Source organism: Streptococcus taonis (assembly GCF_029948085.1).
Classification (GTDB): domain Bacteria; phylum Bacillota; class Bacilli; order Lactobacillales; family Streptococcaceae; genus Streptococcus; species Streptococcus taonis.
The window spans coordinates 1-23,817 of the sequence record NZ_JARZZP010000016.1 but is presented as its reverse complement, the minus strand read 5'-3'; the positions used below and the strand labels follow the sequence as shown (position 1 = coordinate 23,817).

The following is a 23,817-nucleotide window of genomic DNA, read 5'->3' as shown; positions in this document are numbered from 1 at the left end:
ATTCTTAAAAGAAGGTTCGCATGATGTCGTTCCATGTTACAGCGAGCATCAATACGACCATAATGACAACTCCAACCAGAGTGACATAGGTTTCAATTTCTTGTTTTAGTGGTTTGCGACGGATCGCTTCTAGGATATTGAGCACGATTTTTCCACCATCTAGCGCAGGGATTGGAATCAAGTTAAAAATCCCGATATTGATGGAAATCATAGCCAAGAAGAACAAGACATTCTCAAGACCATTTTTAGCAGCATCACTACTTGCCTTAAAGATAGCAACAGGACCGCCTAGCTTATTCAAATCTGGTTGGAAGATCAAGCTTTTCAAAGCATTGAGAATACGCAAGGCTGAGTCAGCCGCACTTGTAAATCCACCCATAAACATGGACCAGATATCTGATTTGAGTCTTGGCTGAACACCCAGGATATAACGACCTTGACTTTCTTCAGGTGCCACACTCACTTGTTTTTCAGTTCCACTCTCAGCAATAGTCACATCCAAAACAGGCGCTGTTTTATCCTTGGTTTCTGCATCAACAGCCTGAATTAAATCTGCCCAGTTTGAAATCTCGTGACTGCCGACCTTAGTGATTTGGGCCGTATTTTCAACACCAACCTTAGCCAAAGCGCTATCTGGAATAATATTGAAGTTATTCGTTTGCGTATCACGAACACCGCCTTGCATGAAAATCAAGATCCAAAAAACGATGACTCCTAGAATAAAGTTATTCATAGGGCCAGCAAAGTTGGTGATCATTTTACCCCAGACAGTCGCATTTTGATATTGGACGTCTAAGGGAGCGATACGAACTTCCGTTCCATCAGCTTCCACAATGGTTGCATCATGGTCAACTGAGAAAGTCTTTTCCTCTTCCAAGACCAAGCCTCTAATAAAGAGTTTATCCTCAAAATCAAACTGAGTGACCTGCATGGGTAAAGCAGTCTGGTCAACCTTTTTACCAGAGAGATTGATACGCTTGACCTTACCATCCGCTGCCAATGTTAGACTTGCAGGGGTTCCAGTCTTAATCTCTGTCGTATCTTCACCCCAACCTGCCATACGAACGTAACCACCCAGTGGCAGGAGACGAATGGTATAAGCAGTTCCATCTTTTCCGATGTGGGCAAAGATTTTGGGGCCCATACCGATGGCAAATTCACGAACTAAAATCCCAGACTTCTTAGCAAAGTAAAAATGCCCGAACTCGTGAACTACCACGATAATCCCAAAAACTAGGATAAATGTTAGTAATCCTATCATTTAATTTCTATTTACCTTTCCTTAAAATAAGCCAAAGAGGTGCATAATAGGGAAGACAGCCAGCATGCAATCAAAACGATCCAATACCCCACCATGACCTGGGATAAACTTGCCTGAGTCTTTGACACCAAAGTGACGTTTCATAGCACTTTCAATCAAATCGCCCAACTGACCAGCTATACTAAAGAAAATAGCAAAGACCATCATTTTGTAAATTCCATAAGGTAAAGCAACGGTACTATCAACTAGCATAAAAATCAAAGTCACTAGCATAGCAGCCACGATACCCCCCATAGCACCCTCTATGGTCTTGTTAGGGGAAACTCTCGGAGCTAGCTTTCTCTTACCAAACTTCATCCCTACCAGATAAGCACCACTATCGGTTGCCCAGACCATACACAGTCCCAAAAGCGCCTTATCCAAACCTGCAATACGAGCATCGACCAAAGCATTAAAACCAAAGCCAACATAAAAACTCATGGCAATCGGAAAAACAGCATCCTCAATAGTATAGTTCTTGCTGAAGACTGTTGCCCCTAGTAAAATCAGTATCACGACACTATAAGCTACAACATTCCCATCTACAGGTAAAAACTTCCAGTAGTTTTCCAAAGGTACGGTCAGAGCAAAAGTCGCTAGTAAAGTCAAGAGACCTTCAGGCGTCATGGTATTTAAACCCTTCATGCGCAGTAACTCATGTACTCCCAACATAGCCACAACCCCCATGGCAATCTGGAGCCATAAGCCACCAATCGCCAAGATTGGGATAAAGATAGCCAAGGCCAAGATAGCAAAAAGGGTTCTCTTTTGTAAATCCTGTATCATAATATCTCCTAAACTCCTCCAAAACGACGGTTGCGACGATTGTACTCGATGATAGCATCTTTCAAGGCTTCCTCATCAAAGTCAGGCCACAAGACATCCGTGAAATAGAGCTCGCTATAAGCAGCCTGCCAAGGCAAGAAATTACTCAAACGAAGTTCACCGCTGGTCCGAATAATCAAGTCAGGATCACGCAAGACTTTTGGCAAATGTCCCGTAAAGAGGTATTCCCCAATCAATTCCTCTGTGATATCACCAGGATTGATCTTAGCATCTAAAACATCCTGTGCAATCAACTTGACCGCTTGTGTAATTTCAGCTCGTCCACCATAATTAAGGGCAAAATTGAGAATCAATCCTGTATTTAACTTAGTCAGCTCTTCTGCCTTTTTAAGAGCATCAAAAGTCTGCTTCGGCAAACGATCAGTCTCCCCAATCATTTGAATCTTCATGTTCTTCTGATGCAATTCGGGAACAAACTTATCATAAAATTCAACAGGTAAGTTCATGATAAACTTGACTTCCTGGTCTGGACGTGTCCAATTTTCAGTTGAGAAGGCATAGACCGTCAAGGCTTTGACACCCATATCACTAGCAGCAATCGCTACCTTTCTCAATGCATCCATCCCAGCCTTATGCCCAAAGACACGTGGCTGCATCCGTTTTTTAGCCCAACGGCCATTCCCATCCATAATAACACCGATGTGGTCAGGCACCATTGTGGGGGCTTCTGTTGCTTTATCTTTTTTTAAAAATCCAAACATGATTGTATTCCTATTCAAAAATCTATCGTTTCATTATACCATATTTTTCATTTTTCTTCTATTATCGTCTATCATTCTACGGTGAAATTTCCCATATATCTCCTATATTTCCAGTATACCAAGCCTTGCAATTCCTAAAGAAAGTTGATACAATAAAACCATAGAGATTCGATCCTTGTTCAGCCACAGGGATTTTTTATTGAAAGGATTTTATCATGTCAAAGACACTCCAACGTAAAAAACAATTGAGAAACAGCCTACGTCGCTCAGGTGCATTTTCAAGCACTGTAAACAAGGTTGTCGAAGAAACAAAGAAAGTCGTTAAACATGCAGAAAATGCAGCAAGCGAGGCTGGAAAAGCTGTCTCTAAGCAAGTAGAAAAAGCTGTAGAAGCAACTAAAGAGCAAGCCCACAAGGTTACGACTTCTGTTGAAGAGTTCGCATCTAACCTAGGCGGACTTCCACTTGACCGTGCTAAAACTTTCTACGATGAAGGTATCAAATCTGCTGCTGACTTCAAAAACTGGACAGAGAAAGAACTCCTTGCCTTGAAAGGAATCGGTCCAGCTACGATCAAGAAATTAAAAGAAAACGGCATCAAGTTCAAGTAATCTTTCTTGTCCCTTGCATTTCCGTCAAAAACTTGTTAAAATAAAGCCATTAGAGGTGTTTTGAATCCCACATTATACAGAAAGTGGCGGTGCTGAGAAGTCCACAAATGTGTCAAAACTGGTTGCTAATGGATGAAATTAAAAATTGAAATATAAATCTTTTTGTTTCCTTTTAGGACTAGACAGCGAGTTGCAGGCTGTACTCAAGTAGGCCAAAGCGAACTAAGCCGTCATAACAAAAGAGAAACAAGAAGATTAAAGTTGCGGGCATCTGCCCGAAATTGGGTGGTACCGCGGATTAACACATTCGTCCCTGTCAGATTGATGGCAGGGGCGATTTTTATTTTAGACCCCTAGCCAAAGGAGGTTGTCATGAAACAATCTTTTAACACCAGCAAGCTCTACTATGGTTTTCCTATCTTTATCTTGGGATATCAGGACAAGAACTTTGGGCACAATATCACGACCTGCAGTTCCTCTTATAGCCTGGGAGATTGGCTGGTCATTGGTGTTGGCGCTGAGGAAAATGCGGCTGACCAGATTAAGCATTATCAACAGTTTACCGTAAACATCCCTGATGAAAACTTCATGCTCGAAATGGAGCAGGCTGGTTTTATCAGCCATCGGGAAAAGTTAAAATACCTAGGGCTTGACTACGAGATTTCTGTACGGACTCAGGCCCCGATTTTAGAGGCATGTCCAGTCGTATTGGACTGTCAGGTAGATCGGATTATCGAGGAAGATGGCATCTGCCATATCTTTGCCAAGATTCTCGAGCGACTGGCTGATCCAGAGCTCTTGGACGATAAAGAGCATTTTAAAAATGACCGCTTTGCCCCAACTTACTTTATGGGGGACAGTCATCAACGCGTTTACCGTTATCTGGATGACCGAGTCAATCCCATGGGGAGCTTCATTAAGAAAGCGAGGAAGAAGGATGACAAGAGCTGAACTGCCAGAAAAAATCGAAACGGAGCGACTGGTCTTACGAGTCCGTACCGTGCCGGATGCTGAGGATATCTTTGACTATGCTAGGCGTCCAGAAGTCTCTTACCCAGCAGGTTTTCCACCCGTCAAGACCTTGGAAGACGAGATTTATTATCTGGAGCATATCCTTCCTGATCGCAATCAAAAGGAAAATCTCCCAGCTGGCTATGGAATTGTTGTCAAAGGGACGGATACAATCATCGGCTCTGTTGACTTCAATCGTCGCCACGAAGACGATGTGCTGGAGATTGGCTATACCTTGCACCCAGACTATTGGGGTCGAGGTTATGTGCCAGAAGCAGCCCGTGCCTTGATTGACTTAGGTTTTAAAGATTTGGGTCTTCACAAGATTGAGCTGAATTGTTTTGGTTATAATGTCCAAAGTCAACGAGTCGCAGAAAAACTTGGATTTACCCTCGAAGCTCGAATCCGAGACCGTAAAGATATTCAAGGAAACCGCTGTGACAGTCTGATATATGGTTTGCTGAAGAGTGAGTGGGAGGCGGATTGATGCATGTTTTCATTATTGGAGCACCAGCCTCAGGGAAAATGACCATTGGTCAGGAACTTTCGAAACTCACCGGTGCGACTCTCTTTTTCAACCATCAACCCATTGATTTTGCACTCGAAATCTATCAAGATTTTTCAGAGGAAATGTGGGAACTTGTTCGTAGAATTAACTTTTCTTTTCTTGAAACGAGTGCTAGATATCATCGGTCGGTGATTTTAACAGGTGTAACTGATTTTTCAAATCAATACCATCTGATGTATTTGAAGGATATTCAAGATTTGTTAAATGAGTATCATCAAGAGATTCTTTTTGTCGAATTAGAAACGTCTCTTGAGGAGCGCTTACGTAGAAATCGGACGGAGAATCGGTTGAAATACAAACCCTTGAAACGGTATTTTGAAGTATCTGAAAGAGAAATTTTAGAGACTGATAAAACGAATCAACTTAATTCTCAAAAGCAACCGAGTGGTCTTCACCACTACCTTAAAATTGATAATACGAATCTGTCCGCAGAAAAAGTTGCAAAGCAGATTCAAGAAAAAATGAAAACAATAGAGAAAGGACAAACACATGTCTAAAGAACTTTCACCTAAATACAATCCAGCCGAGGTTGAGGCTGGTCGTTACCAAAAATGGCTTGACGCTGATGTTTTCAAGCCTTCAGGAGATCAAAAGGCTAAGCCTTATTCAATCGTTATTCCACCACCAAACGTAACTGGGAAACTCCACCTTGGTCACGCTTGGGATACAACTTTGCAAGATATCATCATCCGTCAAAAACGGATGCAAGGTTTTGACACCCTTTGGCTTCCTGGTATGGACCACGCTGGGATTGCAACTCAGGCTAAGGTTGAGGAGCGCTTGCGTGGCGAGGGCATCAGCCGTTACGACCTTGGTCGTGAGAAATTCCTCGAGAAAGTCTGGGAATGGAAAGACGAATATGCCACTACCATCAAGGAACAATGGGGCAAGATGGGGCTCTCTGTAGACTACTCTCGTGAGCGTTTCACGCTTGACGAAGGTTTGTCAAAAGCCGTTCGCAAGGTCTTTGTGGACCTTTACAAAAAAGGCTGGATCTACCGTGGTGAGTTTATCATCAACTGGGACCCAGCAGCTCGCACAGCCCTTTCCGATATCGAGGTTATCCACAAGGACGTCGAAGGTGCCTTCTACCACATGAACTATATGCTAGAAGACGGTTCACGCGTCCTTGAAGTTGCGACCACTCGCCCGGAGACCATGTTTGGGGACGTTGCGGTTGCAGTCAATCCAGAAGACCCACGTTACAAGGATTTGATTGGTAAAAACGTCATCCTTCCAATCGCTAATAAACTCATACCAATCGTTGGTGATGAACACGCAGATCCTGAGTTTGGTACGGGTGTCGTGAAAATCACGCCTGCCCACGATCCAAATGACTTCTTGGTTGGTCAACGTCACAACTTACCACAAGTCAACGTCATGAACGACGACGGGACTATGAATGACTTGGCCTTCGAATTTGCAGGCATGGATCGTTTCGAAGCTCGTAAGGCCGTCGTTGCTAAGTTGGAAGAAATCGGTGCCCTCGTCAAAATCGAAAAACGTGTCCACAGTGTTGGTCACTCAGAACGTACAGGTGTAGTGGTTGAACCACGCTTGTCTACACAGTGGTTCGTCAAGATGGACCAATTGGCTAAAAATGCTATTGCCAACCAAGATACAGAAGACAAGGTAGAATTCTACCCACCTCGTTTCAACGATACCTTCCTCCAATGGATGGAAAATGTCCACGACTGGGTAATCTCTCGTCAGCTCTGGTGGGGTCACCAAATCCCTGCTTGGTACAATGCTGAGGGTGAAATGTACGTCGGTGAAGAAGCACCTGAAGGTGACGGATGGACTCAGGATGAAGACGTCTTGGATACGTGGTTCAGTTCTGCCCTTTGGCCATTCTCAACCATGGGCTGGCCTGATGTCGACTCAGAAGACTTCAAACGTTACTTCCCAACGTCAACCTTGGTAACAGGTTACGATATCATCTTCTTCTGGGTGTCTCGTATGATCTTCCAATCATTGGAATTCACTGGCCGTCAGCCATTCCAAAATGTCCTTATCCACGGTCTTATCCGTGATGAGCAAGGACGCAAGATGTCTAAATCTCTCGGTAACGGGATTGACCCAATGGATGTCATCGAGAAATACGGTGCCGATGCTCTTCGTTGGTTCCTTTCAAACGGTTCTGCTCCAGGTCAAGACGTGCGCTTCTCTTACGAGAAAATGGATGCTTCATGGAACTTCATTAACAAGATTTGGAACATCTCTCGCTACATCCTCATGAACAATGAAGGATTGACTCTTGAGCAAGCAACTGCCAATGTGGAAAAAGTTGCCAACAAGGAAGCTGGAAATGTTACAGACCGCTGGATTCTCCACAACCTCAATGAAACTATCGGAAAAGTCACTGAAAACTTTGATAAGTTTGAGTTTGGTGTTGCCGGACACATCCTCTATAACTTCATCTGGGACGAGTTTGCGGACTGGTATGTTGAGTTGACCAAGGAAGTCCTTTATAGCGATAACGAAGAAGAGAAAGTCATCACACGTTCTGTTCTCCTTTACACTTTGGACAAGATCCTACGTCTCCTTCACCCAATCATGCCATTCGTGACAGAGGAAATCTTTGGACAAATCTCAGAAAGCTCTATCGTTACAGCAGAATACCCTACTGTTAACCCAGCCTTTGAAGACCTTGCTGCCCATACTGGTGTCGAAAGTCTCAAAGACTTGATCCGTGCTGTTCGTAATGCGCGTGCGGAAGTAAACGTTGCACCAAGCAAGCCTATCACCATCCTTGTGAAGACAAGCGATAGCGACTTGGAAGCCTTCTTTAACAGCAATGTCAACTACATCAAACGCTTCACAAATCCAGAACACTTGGAAATCGCATCAAACATCCCTGCACCCGAACTCGCAATGTCAAGCGTCATCACAGGAGCAGAAATCTACTTGCCACTGGCTGACCTCCTCAATGTCGAAGAAGAACTGGCTCGTCTCGACAAGGAACTGGCTAAATGGCAAAAAGAACTGGACATGGTTGGTAAGAAGCTCTCTAACGAACGCTTCGTATCCAATGCCAAACCAGAAGTCGTCCAAAAAGAACGTGACAAGCAAGCCGACTACCAAGCTAAATACGACGCGACCGTCGCACGTATTGATGAGATGAAGAAGTTGGTCTAGGGCATCGTAAATAACATTAGTTAAGATATATAGGAAAATAAGATATGATAAAAATTTCTCAAATAAAAATTAGTAATTTTAGATCATTTACTAATGAAGAAAATATTATTAGGGAACTTGATGTTTTAAATATTTTTGCGGGTCGAAATAACGTTGGAAAAACAAACGTTTTAAGAGCTATTAATTTATTTTTTAATCCTAAGTCCTACAATCCAAGTATTGATAGAAATGCTATTAAGGAAATTACTAAAGGTGCTAGTAAAGATCCTGTTATTACCGTAGACTTTATTGATGATGAATTAGAAACTGGTAAAGAAAGTAAGTATCAAATTTATTGCAATCTTAATAAAGAAGAGTCGGAACTTTACAAGACGAATTCAAAACATGCAAAATTAAACTCGAGTAGCAAAATAAAAAAATATCTAAACACCAAATTTAAATGTGTGTATCTAAGTACAACAGACCAAGACTTGTCTAGTCAGGCATTTTCTTTGTTAAACGATATGGTACTAGAGTATTTTAAGAAAAAGCATAAAAAAATTAAACAAACTGTAGAAGAGTTTGAAAGACAGTATGATTTGTTACTAGGTACTTTTAAAGAACATATTAATGATATCGAGTCGGATTTAGATAATGAGTTTAAATTATTTAGAGAAAATCATATTGAAATAAAGCCAAAGTTAGTAATTGATGATCAAGCAAAAATCACAGAATTTCTCCTGAAAAATATTTCGTTGAAGTTAGATGATGATTACGCTCAGATTATTGATGCTAAAGGAGCAGGGGTACAACGAACATCTGTCATTTTGTTAACATTCTTTTTACTAAATGAGATTTTTCAGAAACATAATAAAATAATTCTATTAGATGAACCTGAAGCTTTTCTATACCCACTTTTAACAACAGGTTTAAAAGATTCTATTTTAGAACTAGTGAATAATGAAAACAATAAATCACAGTTATTCATAACTACTCATTCACGAGAATTTTTAAAAGAAGTGAATAATCCTATCTTTAGATTTTATAACATTCGGCAGAGTAAAAGGAAGCAATCATATCAACGAAGTAAGAATGATTTTGATATTGTGAAAAATTCTGTAGTTAGCAAGTTTACTAATGAAATTAAAAATCAAGTATTAAAAAATTATGGTTTATTAGATGAAGTAGATGACCACAGAGAAATTATAATATGTGAAGGAAAGACGGATAAAAATTATATTGAATATATTTTAGAGTCAAAACCATATCGACCGCAAATACGATATGAAAAATATAAGAATGATGAAAATGATTTAGATTTTAATTTTGTCGGAAGTGGAGCAGAATCAGTAGTATCAATTCTAGTGTATTTAGATAAAGTAAGTCAGGTACATAGAAAGATATTTATCTTGTTAGATGGTGATCCAGCAGGGGAGAAAGCAAAGAAAAAGATTAATAGTGAAATAAGTAAATTTAGAAATTTTGAAATTGAAGTTTATAGTATTGATAGTGGTAAAGAAATTGAAGATATGGTATTTGACGAAGATTTACTGGTTGAAACATTAAAGAAGACTTCTGAAGATTTTTCTGCAAAACAGCAAGAATTTGTTAGGTTTTTGTCTAGCAAACATGGACAGAAAAACCTTATGGATTTAACTAAAGAATTTATCTCGTATCACAGTATTAATTATCCAGAAGGAAAAATGAAAGGTGACCTTTCTCAAAATATAGATAGAGAAAGAATGAATAAAAGTTGGCTTTTAGATAGACTTAATTCATTTTTTTATTCTGATGAGGTATTTTAGTGATGGGAACAACTCGATTAAAACCTATTTTAAAATGGGCAGGAGGGAAAAGACAGTTACTAGATGTAATCAGAGAGCATTTACCTACTGATATTACTGTTTATGTTGAACCTTTTTTAGGTGGAGGTGCCTTATTATTTGATCTACAGCCTAAGCGTGCGATTATTAATGATTACAATTCAGAATTAATGAATGTTTATAAAGTTGTTAAGGAAAATCCTCAGGCTCTCATTGATAATCTTTATAATCACAAAAATAATAATTCTAAAGATTATTTTTACAATATTCGAGAATTAGATAGGTTGGAATCTTTTAGTGAATTAACAGATATAGAAAGAGCTTCTCGAATTATTTACTTAAACAAGACATGTTACAATGGCCTTTTTAGAGTAAATCAACTGGGGCAATTCAATACCCCTTATGGTAGACATAAGAATCCCCAGATAATAAATGAAGAAATGATTAATGGTATTTCTTATTACTTCAATACAGCTGATTTAAAAATGATGACGGGAGATTATAAGTTGGCACTAAAGCATCTAAGGAAAGGAAGTTTTGTATATTTTGATCCACCCTATTTACCACTTAATTCCTCTTCATTCACGGGATACACAGAATTAGGATTCCCAATTGAAAAACAAAAGGAGTTAAGAGATATTTGTATCAGGCTTCATAAAAGAGGAATTAAATTTTTAGTATCTAATTCCTTTACTGACGAAATCTTGGATTTATATAGTAATGATAGTATATTTAAAATTAAAAAAATTAATGTCCCTAGAAAAATTAATAGAAATGGATCTTGTCGAGTTCCAGCGAGCGAATTAATTATTTATAATTACGACATATAATTATCACTTTATCATTTAAATATATTATTTCACAAGATATCTCTTTAATATAACCAAAGGTAAAATTCTAGAAAGCAGGGTACTACATAACAAATTTTTTCAATTCAAACCCGCACGAAAACAACATTGTAGCTTTCTTATCAGGTGTTGGGGGAATTGAGTTGGGATTTGAACAGACCAACGAGTTCAGAGTGGTGTATGCCAATGAGTTTGATAAGTATGCACGCTAGAATTATTCGTTTAATCAAACCATTCATCCAAAGGACATTCCGGATGAGCGCATGGGATGTTGGGTATAACTTATTGTGAATGCTTTTTATAATTTAAAACAGTTCCTACTAAATTTCACCCTTTACCGATGATGCAGAAAAAGAATTGAAAGGACCTTTCTATGCAACCAACTTACAACATTGACAATCCAAACTTGTCTTATGAAGCTAAGCGTGATTTATGGCAGATTGGTTTTGGTCTACAGAAGGTTGATAATCTAGTCCCATCAGCTTATATGGAATCTTTGGCTGAGAAGCAGGCCCAGGGTGAACTGACTTACGAGCAGGTTTATGAAGATGCAACGGCTTATCATCATACTATTGATGCAAGCACGGAGGAGGCAGACTTGGTTTCTCTTCGTATAGTGGAACTATTATCTCGAAGAGGCTTTAGCTTCAGTCCTGCAACCCTACTTGCTATTCATAAGGAATTGTTTCAGGATATATTTGAAGCCTCTATTCCAGTGGGGCAATTTCGTCAGACAAATATTACAAAGAATGAACCTGTTTTGAATGGTGAAAGTGTTGTGTACTCTGATTACCCCATGATTCAAATGACCTTGGATTATGATTTTAATCAGGAAAAACAAGTTGCATATGCGACATTAACCCAGGCGGATATGGTTAAACAAATCCAACATTTTATTTCAGGAATCTGGCAGATTAATCCATTTCGCGAAGGAAACACTCGGACGGTAACGGTCTTTTTGATTCAGTATCTTCGTGAGTTTGGTTTTGATATTGATAATACACCACTTCAGCAACATGCCAAGTATTTTCGTGATGCCTTGGTATTAGATAATGCAAGGATCTTACAGAGACGTCCTGAGTTTTTAACAGCTTTTTTTGAAAATCTCTTGCTCGGTGCTCAAAACGATCTGTCTTCAGAAAAGATGTATCTAGAACTTGATCTCTCAAAATCCTAATACTAAAATTTCAGGAGAAAATGAAATAAATATTTCTAGTTAAATACATATTATCATATGGAAGATTGGCTAAGACTAACCCCACTCACACCATGGTACATGCCGTTCAAGGTAGTAAACCAAGTAAGAAACCAGTCCGCGCTTTTCGAGGACTGGTTTTGATATATCACGTTTAAGTACCGACCTTTGAGCCCTAATTGATAGTGGTCACCCCAGCCAGATACCTTATCTGCTATCCATTTAGGAATTCCTAACTTAAGTAGGACCCACAGTTACCTAGGTTTCTTCTTCCATTCCTTTCAGATAATCACTCATAGGTGAGTACGCAATTGCTCATCTATGCTGGTGACGATGTTCTTTATATATCCCAATGAGAAATAGTTTATCCATCCCCGAATGGACAAATTCAGTTGCTCAAAAGTTCACTGGTAGCGAGGAGCCCACGGAGGACTTCCTACTCAGATGTACGACATGACCATCGTAACAAAAATAGCAAATCCCTCAAATTGAGATTTGCCGTTTTTTATATATTTTCATCTTGCAAATCGAGTTGCTTCACTCTAGCAATATAGTAGGACATGATCAAAAACAAATTGAAGCTGACAATCCAGATAGACCATTCATGAAAAAAATGCATAGATACAGCCAAGCTAATGGCACCCACTACGAAACTTCCTACAACAATTCCATAGTTCAAGGATTGGCGACGATATTCTTGAACATCTCCTTCTCCTCTAACGATGCGATACAAAGCAGTCAACATTTTTCGGTAATTTCCAGAGGTCATAAAAATGACATAGGGATGATCTTCAATCAAACTACCCGTAAATGTTAGCATCATCATGCCTGTTCCAAAAGCAATAAAAGGAACTTCTAATAGAGGAAAGCGAGAAAAGAAGGGAAGTACAAGGGTCCCGATAAATAAGGGAAGTAGCATCTTAACCCGCCAGTAGGCTGTTTTGCGATATTCTTTCATGTGTAAGGCAAAAAGAAAGCCTAGGGAAAAGAATATAATCGAGCAGAATCTCAACATAGTATTGATGACATGTGAATCGTGCCAATCTGATATCAGTAGGAGAATGTTCCCTGTCTGCGTTGCCACCAAACTATGGTACTGGATGTGACAGAATACATCCAAAGAACCACCGATAAAGCCAAGGAACACTCCCATGAGTCGTGTGTTTTGAGGTAAAATTAATTTATCTGGCATTGATTCATCACTCGTTTCCCTTTGATTTTTTCATTATACCACTTTCTCTGAAAGAAACTAAGTGAAAAACGGTTAGTTCAGGTAGATATGATTAGATATACTCCCAAGTTAGTCTCATCTCTGGAGTTCATTTATGACGTCTTATCAACTTCAAATGCTGTAGGCACTCATCAACTAAACTATTTTTAAACAAATTATGTCAGTACTGGAGTCTATGGCTTAATCAAAGTAACACTTGAAACAGTGCCATCTGCGCCTGTTATAATTTGAATGACTTTTCCACCACCAATTTTGGCATTATATTTACCATCATCAAGAGTATAGGCATAGCCTTGGATAGAGTAGTTTTCTTTCTTACCATCAGCAGATTCTACTGTAAATTGACCACCTGATGAGACAGTGATAGTCTCGCCATTAGCCCCCTTCCAGTTGCCAGCTGCGGCAGAGAAATCTCCATCAACCATGGTTAGAACACCCTTGTAACGTTTGTTGTGTTCTGCTTGCTTATCTTGAAGTTTGCGGTCAGTAGTTGGGTCATAAGTCGACTGGCTAGTCTGTGCTTGAGAACCTTGTTGATTTGAGGGAGTTTGCGAAGATGCCTGTTGGTTAGAAGCTTCTTGACTCTGTCTTGTTTCTGGTGCTGGTGTTGCTTGCGATTGATTAGCAGTAGTCGTTGACTGATCGGAAGATGATGATTTAGCTTTTTCTGATGAAGCTGAACTTGAGGACTTCTGAGTCTTGTTCTCTTTACTTGAAGAACTTGCCTTAGAACTAGAAGATGCTTGTGTTGTCTTGCTAGAACTATCACTTGTGGTATTTTCTTTCTTATTACCACAAGCCCCCAATAGTAATGTTGAAGCGAGTACAGTTGCGGCCATTAATTTGATAGAAGTTTTATTTTTCATTTTTTGCTCCTTTGTAACATTTTTGAAATGTTAAGAAATGTTTTTGTAACATTATTGTAATGTTTGTTTTAAAATCTGTCAACTATTTATCTAAAATTTTTTAGAATTATTTTTTAGTACATTTATTTTCTTACTCCTCCTATATCTTTTATTCGTAAAGAATTTAAAAAAACACAAAAGTTCTTCCTGACAAAGTGCTATATTTCAAAGTGTAATCGCTTGCATTTTTTTCTTGAAAGACTATAATAAAATTGAAATAGGATATTGGAGGTGTAGGCTTATGTTAAGCAAATATTACAAGTATCTTCCTTGGTTGATTTTAGATGCTTTCTGCTCTTATCAGTCTGCAAGTCGCTACGCCCAGACCACATTTGATTTGTTCTACTTAACCACTATTTTCATGATTGTTTATGTGTCTCTAATGTACTTACACGAACATTATTTAAAATATAAATACAAAGATTTATTCATTCGAATCATGAGCAATTCTAATAAAGATAAACATCCTTAAACAACAAGAGGTCGGGAAAAAATCCCGACCTCGTTTTTTTATGACTAATAAGTCTTTGACACGATAGCTGAATTGACTTTTGACACAAACTGTATTTTCTCTATTCTCAAGCTCAACCAGCCATCGGATTTGTTGAAACTTCTCAGGACTGAAACTAGGAAACCAAGACTTGGGCTATCGATTTCGAACCCCAATCTTTTTATTTTAATCGATAGGTTTTTCTTGGTTTCTTTTTAGGCACTCGTTTGAGCCCAACTTCTTCTACATATTCACCGTATTTTACGAGAAAGTTATTGCTGACGATTGGTCGTCCTGGGTTGATGAGATTGACTAATTCGGTTCCTTCATAGACAGTGAATTTCTCCTCTAGCAGATAGAGGAAGGTCGGATTCCAGTCAAGACGTCCTTGGATTCGTTTAATAGACTCTTGGATAATGGCATAATGGTCAAAGGCGAAGTCTTGCTCCCCCAGCTCTAGTCCCTCTAAGAAGCACTTGCCCGTCTGAAAATCGACATCGACAAAAACCACATCCTTGGCATCATCTCCAGCTTGAACGAGATCAAGTGCGCGGCTAGGTAGATACACCAAATGGGCGATAGTAACCGTCCAGCCCCGCGGATCACGACCTGGAGTAGACACTGTCATCAACTGTTCGATTTTTTCCAAAGGAAGGTCGAGGTTAACCTCCTCTCGCACCTCACGCTGGCAAGCATGCCTTGCATCTTCACTCTTATCCATAAAACCACCGACCAGAGCCAAGCAGTTTTGATAAGGATGAGCCTTGCGACGAATCAGCAAGAGTTTGATTTTCCCTTCCACAAAGCAATAAGCTACCATATCCACCGTCACGCTCGGTTTTTCATACTGAGGAAGATCCTGTTTGCAGTACCAGTCTAAAAATTCCTTCTCAGTCGCATGAATCTCAAAATATTCTCTCTCTGTCATTCCAGCCGGGATTATCGTTTCAGCCATCTTATCCCTCCTTGACAGCCTTAGTCCATTGGTACCAACCGACTAGACTATTGATGGTGTAGACCCAGTACATCCCTTGGATATGGATATTTTCACCCCACCAGAGGTAGATACTAAAGAGATTGGTTGCAATCCAGAAAATCCATTGCTCACGGTAAAGACGTGTCATCAAGAGCTGACCAACACCATTGGTCGCATCGGTAACACTGTCACGGAAAGGACGAGCACTGCTGATACTTTGGTAGGCTAATCCCATGCCAATCCAGATGATAGCAGTCAAGGCCAAGTACTTGAGCCAATCAATCAGACCGAGTTTCTTAGCTTCAAAGTGAGACTCCTCTGGTCTTCCTTGCTCATTGATCCGATTAGACAACCAAGTATAGAGACCAATAGGCTGCATCACAAAGAAATAAACTGTGGTCAATACTTCACCATAGAAAGTGGCATCCATGGCCAATACCAAGTAGATAGCAGAGTTAATAGCTCCAAAAAGGTAGTTGCTTGCCCGACCTTCAGCTACCAAGATAACGCAGACAATCCCTGTCCAAGAGGCCAAAAGGCCAACCCAATCATGACTTTCCGTGTTTTGTGTAAACTCCAGAATAAGAGGGACACTTGATAAAACAATCAAATAGAGCCACTGGAAAAGACTGCGTCCCACAAAGAGGTCTTTCCAAAGCAAACGCATAACTCCTGCAAAACCAATTTTACGAGCTTCTGCGTGAACATTTTTAAAGTTTGCGATAAATCGAGTAATTTTTTCAGTTATTTTTTTCATTTTCTTCTCCTAATCTGCTTGGTAAATAGCATCGATAGCTACTTTTGCTGCTTCATAATTTCCTAGATAGTCATCAGCTAGATAAACATGAGGGATAGTAGGCAGATATTGCTCCCTCATCATATCCAAATGCTGAGAAAAACTATGACGGATATGGTCTTCTGCCATGGTCATGTCTCGAAAACCATCATTGACATAAGAGCCAACAGGTTGCACAAAGAGGATTAAATCCCACTTTTCCTTGGCTAAGATGGAAACGAAGAGATTATCAAAGGTTTCTACGGACAAGTCCCCCTGCTCTTCAGTTTCCATGTAGTAATCGTAGTAACCCTTGGTTACCAATGAGTTGGTGTCTGCAATGACCAAGCCTCGATTGGCATTGCTATCGATTAACTTGGAAGTTTGGTCATATTGGCCCAAAAGAAGGTAATAATAATCTTTTGGGGTAAGCTCATCATCTCGGACATTATTTTTTATCTGATACTCACGAGCATATTCCAGACTGACTGGCGCATCATAGAAGCGAGCTAAATCCTTTGCTAGAGTTGTTTTCCCATTACTAGCACTTCCCATAATCAACACTTTTTTCGTAAACTGACGGCGGAATGGTTGAGCGATATATTTCCAATATTTACTTGGATTTTCTCGAATCATGGTAGCCGAAATTCCAAATTTTCTTTCCTGTAGAACAGTCTCAAAACCACGTTTTGACAATTCTTGTTGGTATTCGGACTCTCCTACAAAAAAGATAAGCTCCTCACTAGTATGGTCATAGGAAATGGCCTGCAACATCTGATCCAACCACTCCTGCCAGCCCATCGGATAGCGTGGAATATTGCTTTCGTCAAGTTTACAAACAGAGGTCAACTCATCATCTCGAAAAGCTTCACGAATATAGCGAAATCTCTTTTGTAGTGTAAGCCCTACCTGTTCACCACGATCCCCCTTATAACCTGAAACTACCACCCATACAGCATCACATTGACGTTTTGCTCTTTGGATTAAATCAATATGCCCTTGATGTAAGGGAGCAAAGGTGCCAAAAACCACCGCTATACTCTTTTTCATATCTGTTCAACCTTTTTATAACTTTTTATATTTTTTATTATAATTCATCCTTCTGTCTTTGTCAACACTTTTTTATTATTTTTTATAAAAACATTGCTACATGATAAGATTTTTTTACTTGATATGCAAAACCTGATCAGGAGAATTCTGTTTTGAAATCCTTAAAATAAATGCACAATCCAAGTAGCTATTTGGGCAACAACTTTTCAAAAAAGAGGCTGAAACAATCTGTTCCAACCTCACATTTTTAAACAATTTCAAATTTTAATTGACCAGCTTTAACACCAATTTTCAGAGTCTTGCCAGCTTCCAATTCACCTTTAAGAAGAAGCTCTGCAAGTTTGTCTTCCACTTCCGTTTGCAAAGTTCTACGAAGTGGACGAGCCCCCATCTCTGGATCATAGCCTTGCTGAGCTAGAAGTTTAAGGGCAGATGCTTGGAGTTTCAAGTCAATTCCTTTTTCTGCCAGGCTTGCAATCAATGGTTTGACCATAATCTTAACTACTTCCTGCATATCTTGACTTGACAAGCTATGGAAGACTACCTTCTCATCAATACGGTTGATAAACTCTGGACGATAAGCCTTTTTCAGCTCCTCAAACATACGTTTTTCCATATTTTCTTGGTCAAAACGAATATCCTTAGCTCCAAATCCAACTGTTTTATCATCACGAAGGGCTGTCGCACCAAGGTTTGACGTCATGATGATAATGGTATTAGAGAAGTCAACCTTGCGACCTTTACTGTCCGTCAAGACACCATCATCCAAAACCTGTAAAAGCACATTAAAGATGTCTGGGTGAGCCTTTTCAACCTCGTCAAAGAGCAGAACTGAGTAAGGTTTATTGCGAACCTTCTCAGTCAACTCTCCGCCTTCTTCGTAACCTACATAACCTGGAGGAGCTCCGTTAAGACGGCTGGCCGCGAATTTCTCCATATACTCACTCATATCAAAGCGGATAAGGGCTGATTCATCATCAAAGAGAACTTCTGCTAGAGCCTTGGCCAATTCGGTCTTTCCGACACCCGTAGGTCCTAGGAACATAAAGGAACCAATCGGACGCTTATGACTGCGAATCCCTGACTGATTGCGGCGAATGGCACGGCTAATGCTTGAAACAGCTTGATCTTGACCGATGACACGTTTGTGCAGTTCAGCTTCCAGATTCAAGTATTTCTTGGCATCCGTTTGGGTAAGTTTTTGAACTGGGATACCTGACAAGCGACTCAAGGTGATCAAAATATCAGATTCTTCTACTACATCTTTATAAACAGGTATTTCCTGTTCTTTTGCAATGAGCTGAGCTGCTTGCTTCCATTTGCCATCCATCAAGGCCTTATCAGCTGGTGTTAAACCTGACTCTTCTTGTTTAGCGTGTTTCGATTTATTTTGCACTGTTGCTGCCGCTTCATCCAAAAGATCAATTGCTGAGTCTGGCAAATGACGACTCGTCAAATAACGATGTGCCATTTTGACAGCTGTTTCGACTGCATCGTCTGTAATTTGGACATGGTGGTGCTTCTCATAAGTTGCTTTCAAGCCCTGCAAAATAGCCATACTATCTGCTAAGCTTGGCTCCTCAATCATCACCTTTGCAAAGCGACGAGAAAGGGCTGCGTCTTTTTCGATGTGCTTTTGATACTCTTCCTGAGTAGTCGCACCGACAGTTCTCAGAGTTCCACGTGCCAAGGCAGGTTTCAGGATATTGGCCGCATCCAAGGTCGAATCAATCCCACTTCCTGAACCCATAATGGTATGAAGCTCATCGATAAAGAGGATGACCTGGCCATCTTCCTCAATATCTTTGATGATATTGTTCATACGTTCTTCAAAATCACCACGGAAACGAGTCCCAGCAACAACATTCATCAAGTCAAGCTCTAAAACTCGCATCTTAGCCATTTCAGCTGGAACATCTCCATTGGCAATACGTTGCGCAAGACCAAGTGCCAAAGCTGTTTTACCCACACCCGCATCTCCAACCAGGACAGGATTATTTTTGGTCTTACGACTCAAGATTTGAATCATACGAGAGATTTCTTGGTCACGACCGATGACTGGTTCCAATTTGCCTGAACGGGCTTGCTCCGTAAGGTCATGCGTATAATCCTCCAAACCTCCACTTGGGGTCTGTGGCATGCCCATCATATTAGCCATAGAATTTTGCTTGTCCGCTACCGTACGATGGCGTTGACGAAGGGCCTTCAAATCATCTCTAGTCCAACCAGCACGCGCTTCAAGACTACGACGAAGTCCAGCAATCTTGACCTGATCCTTCTGATCTTCGTAAGAAAATCCCGCTTTTTCTAGAATACGAGTAGCCAAGGCATTGCCATCATGTAAGATAGCATAAAGCACGTGCTCTGTTCCTAATACCTTGGCATGAACGACAGAAGCAACGTGCTCTGCTTCCAACAACAATACCTTCAAACGGTGTGAAAAAGGCAACTCCTGATAATTTTCCTTATCGCTATACTTTGTTTCAGTCAGCTCTACAGCAACTTCCTCCAGGCGATCAATCTCATAAGGAAATTCGTTTAAAGTCGCCCCAGCTACACTGTAACTATGATTGGCCATAGCAATCAATAGGTGCCAAGACTCTAGGTATTCTGCCCCAAAATGACTTGCGACCAGAAAGGCACTGTCTATACATTCTTTCAATGCTTTTGAATATTTCATTTAGTTCTATTTTCCTTTTCTATCTACCTCTTGTAATAACTGTCGGAGCATATTGGCACGGATAAGATTGGCATCCTCACCTAGAACTCGGTCTGTCGCCATCGCTAATAATAGATTCATCTCCTGACGAGTCACCAAATCCTGCTCAAACAAGAGTCTTAAAACATCTTCAAAGATAGCTAGGCTAACTTCTTCGCCCACCGAATACAGTAAATCGCGAAGCATTTCATGGTGGTTTGAGAATTCAATCCGACCTATACGAATGTAGCCACCACCACCACGCTTACTTTCAACCAAGTATCCCCTGCTTTCTGTAAAACGAGTCTTAATCACATAGTTAATCTGACTAGGAACAACCTGGAAAGTATCTGCCAACTGACTCCGTTGCAACTCCACAATACCAGATTGATCTAAAATTGCCTTGATGTAGGCCTCAATATGATCTGATGTATTTTTAAGTCTCATAACAAACCCACCTCTCTTTAAACCTTGACTATCTTTGACTATTATACCGAAATTTTTTCATTTTTAAAAGAAAAAGGGGCTGGTAATGAATAATCCTCACCAACTCCCTATCTTTCTACTTATCTAAGCCTAATTCTGCCAAGATTTGACGTTTGTAGGCAATCTTTTGGACTTCCTTGTCCTCGTCTTCAGACCAATCTAGTTCAATTTCTGAAACAATCTGCCCAGGGCGATTTTTCAAGATATAGATACGATTGCTAAGGTTAAGGGCCTCCTCGATACTATGCGTAATGATGAGTGTCGTCAGGCCTAGCTGTTTATGAATATCAAGATACCAGGCATGAAGCTCCATTTTGGTCATCTCATCCAAGGCACTAAAGGCCTCATCTAAAAGAAAGAGCTTGTGCCCAAATAGGTAAGTGCGAAGTAAGGCCACACGCTGGCGCATCCCGCCACTAAGCTCATGAGGATACTTGTCCCGTACAGCCGTCAACTGAAAGGTAGCAAGGATTTCATCTGCACGGGCAATGGCTTCTGCCTTATCCACCTTTTGGATCAAGAGGGGCAAGATGATATTTCCTAGCACAGTCTTGTGCTCCAGGAGCAGATCCTTTTGTAGCATATAACTCACGCGCCCCTTGGGATTTTCCTCTCCGTCAAGAATGATTCGTCCTGACTGGACTTCTAAAATGCCTGCAATCAGGTTAAAGAGTGTGGTCTTTCCTACACCACTGGGTCCTAGGATAGAGACCACCTCACCTGAAGTCACTTCTAGGTTGATATCCTCTAAAATCTTTTCATTGTCGTAGGCATAGCTTACGTGTTCTAGTCTAATTTCTGTCATTATTTTACAAATTCGTTGGTAAATCCTTTATCAGTCAAGTCTTCCTTGAGGATTCCATTTTCCTTATCCCATTTGTAGAAGGCATTCCAGCGGTCCGCATCAAATTGTCCCCATTTGTCCTTGTCGCTTGCGTATTCTTTTGACAAGTATTTCTGAGATTCGATGACAAAGTCACGTTTATCCTTGAGTTCAGGGGCATTCTTAATGAGGATATCTGCAGCTTCTTCTGGGTGCTCCATAGCATATTGGTAGCCTTTTTTGATGGCTTGGATGACTTTGCGAGCTTCTTCTTTGTTGTCCTTGAGATAATCGTTGTTAGCGATGATAACTGGTGAGTAGTAGTCAAACTCCTTGACATAATCTTTCAAGTACATAAAGTTGGCATCCACACCTTGCGATTTTGCAAGAAGTCCATCCCAACCATAATAAATCCAGGCAGCATCAAAAACGCCATTGGCAATCGGTGTGATTGAGTTTGAGTCGTTGTTTGGTACTTTTTCGACCTTCTCAAAGTCTCCACCCTGAGATTCTACCAAGGTTTTCAGCATAGCAAGCTCAGTTGGGTCATTCCAAGTTCCGTATTTCTTACCAACCAAGTCTTTTGGACTGTTGATATTGTCAGACTTACGAGAGATGATCCCTGATGTATTATGCTCTACAATCGCTGCAACGGCGGTAATGCCTGCTCCTTTTTCCAATTTCTTAGCCATGTAGTCTTGGAAATAGATAGCAAACGGCGCCTTGCCATTGATAACTAAGTCTGATGAGCTTTCTTCTGGTGGCAATTTCAAGTCAACATCCACCCCAGCTTCCTTGAAATAACCTTTTTCTTTGGCTACATAAAGCCCTGTATGGTTGGTATTTGGTGTCCAGTCTAGGATAAAGTCAATTTTTTTGAGTTCTGCTTCTTTGTTATCCTTAGAAGCAGTTCCTTGGCCGCAGGCCACAAGCAAAATAGCTACAAAAGCTGTTACAATCGTTAAAAACACTTTCCATGTTTTCTTCATTTTTATTTCCTCTTTTCTTTTTCCAAAACGCTCTATTTTAAGCACGTTTCCATTTAATCACATATTTTTCACTAATATCAACCAACTTCATACCCAAAAGGCTGATCAGCGATACCAAAATAATAATGGCAAACATGGTATCATACTGAAACAGTTTCTTGGACTGAATCATATAGACACCTAGTCCTTCAAAGCCTCCCAACCACTCAGATACCACTGTTGTGATAAAGGCGTAGGAAACACTAACCCTCAGACCTGCATAAAAGTAGGGCAGGCTAACCGGGATCTTAAAATGCCAAAGGATTTGCCAAGGATTGGCTCGCATCAGACTAAATAAGGTCAGCATATCCTTATCACAATGCCTAAATCCATCTAGAATACTGACAATAATCGGGAAGGTTGTCGTCAAGATAATCAAGACAATCTTGGGCAAAATCCCATACCCCAGCCATAAAACTAGAATGGGTGCTATGGCAATGGTCGGTATGGTCTGGACAACTACCATCATAGGATAAATCAAGTCATTGAGCCAGCCCAAACTATCCATAAGAACAGCCATGATACAGGCTATCAAGACTCCCAACACTAAACCTAGCAAAGCTACTCTCAAGGTTGCCCAACTATGGTACCAGAGAAATTCTCTGTCACGAACAAAAGACTGGAGGATTTCAAGTGGTGTCGGCAAGATGAACTTTGGTAAGAGTTTTAAGAATCCCGCCACCTGCCAAAGAGATAAGACACCCAAAAATCCTAGCAGACTAATATGCCGTCTCATTATACTTTTCAAGTTTCTCATCGATGCTTAAAATCTCTCCTATATTTATTTTCACATTGGCAAAAACATTGTCTGCTCCTTGCCCCGCCACTTCTAACGCTTCTTTGAGAATGCGCATAAGCTCATCAAACTCCCCCTCCAAGACCGTTTCAAATGGTGTCACCACCATGGTCACTTCTTGAGCTTGCAGATAAGCAATGACCTTATCAATTACAGCTATGCGGTCAATCCCCTGTGACAGGGGCAGGACTTGTAAAGCAATGCTTGCTTTCATTAAAACCTCCTTTTAATTTACAGTTTTTCTTTATGAAAAAAGAAAAACCTCTTTCATATATGAAAAAGGTGCATGATTCGGCTAAGTTTCGTTCCCTACGCTGGCATTACCCAGATCAGGTGCGGTCGAAGTTTAACACTTCCTCTCAGACTGTACACAGACTCCCATATATTATATGGACATATGATAACGTAAAACAAACAAGATGTCAAGGAAACTGCTTACAGAAAAAGAGACGGCAAACCGTCTCTCAGATTGAAGACAAAGTCCTTGGAAGTCAAGTTTCTAAGGGCTTTTCTTTGTGTAAAGTCGTATAATAGAGGTA

23 protein-coding genes and 2 pseudogenes are annotated in these 23,817 nt (G+C 40.3%); 10 read left to right on the top strand and 15 right to left on the bottom strand.

The genetic code is table 11. The features are described from left to right. Positions 1-4: 4 nt before the first annotated feature. Genes rseP through QEZ38_RS08675 form a run of 3 tightly spaced genes read right to left on the bottom strand, consistent with a single transcriptional unit; the run spans position 5 to position 2,847 of the window. Positions 5-1,261 (bottom strand): RIP metalloprotease RseP, encoded by a 1,257-nt coding sequence (gene rseP, locus QEZ38_RS08685; protein WP_281335656.1) that lies wholly within the window; start codon positions 1,259-1,261, stop codon positions 5-7. A gap of 21 nt (positions 1,262-1,282) precedes the next feature. Further along, entirely contained in the window at positions 1,283-2,086 is an 804-nt protein-coding gene (locus tag QEZ38_RS08680) for a phosphatidate cytidylyltransferase (protein ID WP_153225267.1), read from the bottom strand. A gap of 8 nt (positions 2,087-2,094) precedes the next feature. After that, complete coding sequence (locus QEZ38_RS08675; protein WP_075231150.1) at positions 2,095-2,847, bottom strand: undecaprenyl pyrophosphate synthase; 753 nt, start codon at positions 2,845-2,847, stop codon at positions 2,095-2,097. Positions 2,848-3,062: 215 nt separating this feature from the next. On the opposite strand from QEZ38_RS08675, the gene QEZ38_RS08670 reads away from it, so the two are divergent. From QEZ38_RS08670 to QEZ38_RS08630, 9 genes and pseudogenes are all read left to right on the top strand, one after another. Beyond that, positions 3,063-3,458 carry a helix-hairpin-helix domain-containing protein gene (locus QEZ38_RS08670; RefSeq protein WP_281335655.1) on the top strand — a complete coding sequence of 132 codons (396 nt, stop codon included), beginning with the start codon at positions 3,063-3,065 and terminating at the stop codon, positions 3,456-3,458. Between the two features lie 372 nt (positions 3,459-3,830). Further along, positions 3,831-4,409 (top strand): flavin reductase family protein, encoded by a 579-nt coding sequence (locus tag QEZ38_RS08665; protein ID WP_281335654.1) that lies wholly within the window; start codon positions 3,831-3,833, stop codon positions 4,407-4,409. Beyond that, positions 4,396-4,956: a GNAT family N-acetyltransferase gene (locus QEZ38_RS08660; protein WP_281335653.1), complete on the top strand. Its 561-nt coding sequence runs from the start codon at positions 4,396-4,398 to the stop codon at positions 4,954-4,956. The genes QEZ38_RS08665 and QEZ38_RS08660 overlap by 14 nt, the downstream gene beginning before the upstream one ends. Next, on the top strand, positions 4,956-5,534 hold the full coding sequence (locus QEZ38_RS08655; protein ID WP_281335652.1) for an AAA family ATPase: 579 nt from the start codon (positions 4,956-4,958) through the stop codon (positions 5,532-5,534). Before QEZ38_RS08660 ends, QEZ38_RS08655 begins: the two co-directional genes overlap by 1 nt. Continuing rightward, positions 5,527-8,175, top strand: coding sequence for a valine--tRNA ligase (locus QEZ38_RS08650; RefSeq protein ID WP_281335651.1), 2,649 nt, complete (start codon positions 5,527-5,529; stop codon positions 8,173-8,175). The genes QEZ38_RS08655 and QEZ38_RS08650 overlap by 8 nt, the downstream gene beginning before the upstream one ends. A 44-nt stretch (positions 8,176-8,219) precedes the next feature. Continuing rightward, positions 8,220-9,959: an ATP-dependent nuclease gene (locus QEZ38_RS08645; RefSeq protein ID WP_281335650.1), complete on the top strand. Its 1,740-nt coding sequence runs from the start codon at positions 8,220-8,222 to the stop codon at positions 9,957-9,959. A gap of 2 nt (positions 9,960-9,961) precedes the next feature. Further along, positions 9,962-10,807, top strand: a complete 846-nt coding sequence (locus QEZ38_RS08640; RefSeq protein WP_281335649.1) for a DNA adenine methylase — start codon at positions 9,962-9,964, stop codon at positions 10,805-10,807. An 86-nt stretch (positions 10,808-10,893) separates the two neighbouring features. Next, positions 10,894-11,034: pseudogene (locus tag QEZ38_RS08635) on the top strand (DNA cytosine methyltransferase); the annotation flags it as partial. A gap of 164 nt (positions 11,035-11,198) precedes the next feature. Next, complete coding sequence (locus QEZ38_RS08630; protein WP_281335648.1) at positions 11,199-12,002, top strand: Fic family protein; 804 nt, start codon at positions 11,199-11,201, stop codon at positions 12,000-12,002. 75 nt (positions 12,003-12,077) lie between these two features. On the opposite strand, the pseudogene QEZ38_RS08625 reads toward QEZ38_RS08630, so the two are convergent. The 3 genes and pseudogenes from QEZ38_RS08625 to QEZ38_RS08615 form a co-directional block, all read right to left on the bottom strand. Beyond that, positions 12,078-12,418: pseudogene (locus QEZ38_RS08625) on the bottom strand (group II intron maturase-specific domain-containing protein); the annotation flags it as partial. A 107-nt stretch (positions 12,419-12,525) separates the two neighbouring features. Continuing rightward, positions 12,526-13,212 carry a YoaK family protein gene (locus tag QEZ38_RS08620; RefSeq protein WP_281335647.1) on the bottom strand — a complete coding sequence of 229 codons (687 nt, stop codon included), beginning with the start codon at positions 13,210-13,212 and terminating at the stop codon, positions 12,526-12,528. Positions 13,213-13,424: 212 nt separating this feature from the next. Beyond that, on the bottom strand, positions 13,425-14,117 hold the full coding sequence (locus QEZ38_RS08615; RefSeq protein WP_075231143.1) for a hypothetical protein: 693 nt from the start codon (positions 14,115-14,117) through the stop codon (positions 13,425-13,427). A 280-nt stretch (positions 14,118-14,397) separates the two neighbouring features. Between QEZ38_RS08615 and QEZ38_RS08610 the strand changes: the two genes are divergently transcribed. Continuing rightward, positions 14,398-14,628 (top strand): hypothetical protein, encoded by a 231-nt coding sequence (locus QEZ38_RS08610; RefSeq protein ID WP_281335646.1) that lies wholly within the window; start codon positions 14,398-14,400, stop codon positions 14,626-14,628. A gap of 199 nt (positions 14,629-14,827) precedes the next feature. On the opposite strand, the gene QEZ38_RS08605 is transcribed toward QEZ38_RS08610, so the two are convergent. The 9 genes from QEZ38_RS08605 to QEZ38_RS08565 form a co-directional block, all read right to left on the bottom strand. After that, positions 14,828-15,601 carry an NUDIX domain-containing protein gene (locus tag QEZ38_RS08605; protein ID WP_281335645.1) on the bottom strand — a complete coding sequence of 258 codons (774 nt, stop codon included), beginning with the start codon at positions 15,599-15,601 and terminating at the stop codon, positions 14,828-14,830. Between the two features lies 1 nt (position 15,602). Continuing rightward, positions 15,603-16,379, bottom strand: coding sequence for a nicotinamide riboside transporter PnuC (gene pnuC, locus QEZ38_RS08600; protein WP_281335644.1), 777 nt, complete (start codon positions 16,377-16,379; stop codon positions 15,603-15,605). Positions 16,380-16,388: 9 nt separating this feature from the next. Continuing rightward, a complete protein-coding gene (locus QEZ38_RS08595) occupies positions 16,389-17,447 on the bottom strand; it encodes an AAA family ATPase (protein WP_281335643.1) in 1,059 nt (352 codons plus the stop codon). Between the two features lie 247 nt (positions 17,448-17,694). Next, the gene (locus QEZ38_RS08590; RefSeq protein ID WP_281335642.1) at positions 17,695-20,127 is read right to left on the bottom strand and encodes an ATP-dependent Clp protease ATP-binding subunit; all 2,433 of its coding nucleotides are present in this window, start codon (positions 20,125-20,127) and stop codon (positions 17,695-17,697) included. 6 nt (positions 20,128-20,133) lie between these two features. Continuing rightward, positions 20,134-20,592 carry a CtsR family transcriptional regulator gene (locus QEZ38_RS08585; protein ID WP_281335641.1) on the bottom strand — a complete coding sequence of 153 codons (459 nt, stop codon included), beginning with the start codon at positions 20,590-20,592 and terminating at the stop codon, positions 20,134-20,136. Between the two features lie 115 nt (positions 20,593-20,707). Next, on the bottom strand, positions 20,708-21,436 hold the full coding sequence (locus QEZ38_RS08580; RefSeq protein WP_281335640.1) for an ABC transporter ATP-binding protein: 729 nt from the start codon (positions 21,434-21,436) through the stop codon (positions 20,708-20,710). Continuing rightward, complete coding sequence (locus QEZ38_RS08575; protein WP_281335639.1) at positions 21,436-22,443, bottom strand: ABC transporter substrate-binding protein; 1,008 nt, start codon at positions 22,441-22,443, stop codon at positions 21,436-21,438. Before QEZ38_RS08575 ends, QEZ38_RS08580 begins: the two co-directional genes overlap by 1 nt. Before the next feature lie 37 nt (positions 22,444-22,480). Then, positions 22,481-23,239, bottom strand: a complete 759-nt coding sequence (locus QEZ38_RS08570; RefSeq protein WP_281335638.1) for an ABC transporter permease — start codon at positions 23,237-23,239, stop codon at positions 22,481-22,483. Then, positions 23,202-23,492 carry a thiamine-binding protein gene (locus QEZ38_RS08565; protein ID WP_049548796.1) on the bottom strand — a complete coding sequence of 97 codons (291 nt, stop codon included), beginning with the start codon at positions 23,490-23,492 and terminating at the stop codon, positions 23,202-23,204. Before QEZ38_RS08565 ends, QEZ38_RS08570 begins: the two co-directional genes overlap by 38 nt. Positions 23,493-23,817: the final 325 nt, after the last annotated feature.

Excerpts from the sequence above, each read along its gene's own strand:
- rseP (WP_281335656.1), bottom strand. The coding sequence starts at position 1,261 with ATGATAGGATTACTAACATTTATCCTAGTTTTTGGGATTATCGTGGTA.
- QEZ38_RS08680 (WP_153225267.1), bottom strand. The coding sequence starts at position 2,086 with ATGATACAGGATTTACAAAAGAGAACCCTTTTTGCTATCTTGGCCTTG.
- QEZ38_RS08675 (WP_075231150.1), bottom strand. The coding sequence starts at position 2,847 with ATGTTTGGATTTTTAAAAAAAGATAAAGCAACAGAAGCCCCCACAATG.
- QEZ38_RS08670 (WP_281335655.1), top strand. The coding sequence starts at position 3,063 with ATGTCAAAGACACTCCAACGTAAAAAACAATTGAGAAACAGCCTACGT.
- QEZ38_RS08665 (WP_281335654.1), top strand. The coding sequence starts at position 3,831 with ATGAAACAATCTTTTAACACCAGCAAGCTCTACTATGGTTTTCCTATC.
- QEZ38_RS08660 (WP_281335653.1), top strand. The coding sequence starts at position 4,396 with ATGACAAGAGCTGAACTGCCAGAAAAAATCGAAACGGAGCGACTGGTC.
- QEZ38_RS08655 (WP_281335652.1), top strand. The coding sequence starts at position 4,956 with ATGCATGTTTTCATTATTGGAGCACCAGCCTCAGGGAAAATGACCATT.
- QEZ38_RS08650 (WP_281335651.1), top strand. The coding sequence starts at position 5,527 with ATGTCTAAAGAACTTTCACCTAAATACAATCCAGCCGAGGTTGAGGCT.
- QEZ38_RS08645 (WP_281335650.1), top strand. The coding sequence starts at position 8,220 with ATGATAAAAATTTCTCAAATAAAAATTAGTAATTTTAGATCATTTACT.
- QEZ38_RS08640 (WP_281335649.1), top strand. The coding sequence starts at position 9,962 with ATGGGAACAACTCGATTAAAACCTATTTTAAAATGGGCAGGAGGGAAA.
- QEZ38_RS08630 (WP_281335648.1), top strand. The coding sequence starts at position 11,199 with ATGCAACCAACTTACAACATTGACAATCCAAACTTGTCTTATGAAGCT.
- QEZ38_RS08620 (WP_281335647.1), bottom strand. The coding sequence starts at position 13,212 with ATGCCAGATAAATTAATTTTACCTCAAAACACACGACTCATGGGAGTG.
- QEZ38_RS08615 (WP_075231143.1), bottom strand. The coding sequence starts at position 14,117 with ATGAAAAATAAAACTTCTATCAAATTAATGGCCGCAACTGTACTCGCT.
- QEZ38_RS08610 (WP_281335646.1), top strand. The coding sequence starts at position 14,398 with ATGTTAAGCAAATATTACAAGTATCTTCCTTGGTTGATTTTAGATGCT.
- QEZ38_RS08605 (WP_281335645.1), bottom strand. The coding sequence starts at position 15,601 with ATGGCTGAAACGATAATCCCGGCTGGAATGACAGAGAGAGAATATTTT.
- pnuC (WP_281335644.1), bottom strand. The coding sequence starts at position 16,379 with ATGAAAAAAATAACTGAAAAAATTACTCGATTTATCGCAAACTTTAAA.
- QEZ38_RS08595 (WP_281335643.1), bottom strand. The coding sequence starts at position 17,447 with ATGAAAAAGAGTATAGCGGTGGTTTTTGGCACCTTTGCTCCCTTACAT.
- QEZ38_RS08590 (WP_281335642.1), bottom strand. The coding sequence starts at position 20,127 with ATGAAATATTCAAAAGCATTGAAAGAATGTATAGACAGTGCCTTTCTG.
- QEZ38_RS08585 (WP_281335641.1), bottom strand. The coding sequence starts at position 20,592 with ATGAGACTTAAAAATACATCAGATCATATTGAGGCCTACATCAAGGCA.
- QEZ38_RS08580 (WP_281335640.1), bottom strand. The coding sequence starts at position 21,436 with ATGACAGAAATTAGACTAGAACACGTAAGCTATGCCTACGACAATGAA.
- QEZ38_RS08575 (WP_281335639.1), bottom strand. The coding sequence starts at position 22,443 with ATGAAGAAAACATGGAAAGTGTTTTTAACGATTGTAACAGCTTTTGTA.
- QEZ38_RS08570 (WP_281335638.1), bottom strand. The coding sequence starts at position 23,239 with ATGAGAAACTTGAAAAGTATAATGAGACGGCATATTAGTCTGCTAGGA.
- QEZ38_RS08565 (WP_049548796.1), bottom strand. The coding sequence starts at position 23,492 with ATGAAAGCAAGCATTGCTTTACAAGTCCTGCCCCTGTCACAGGGGATT.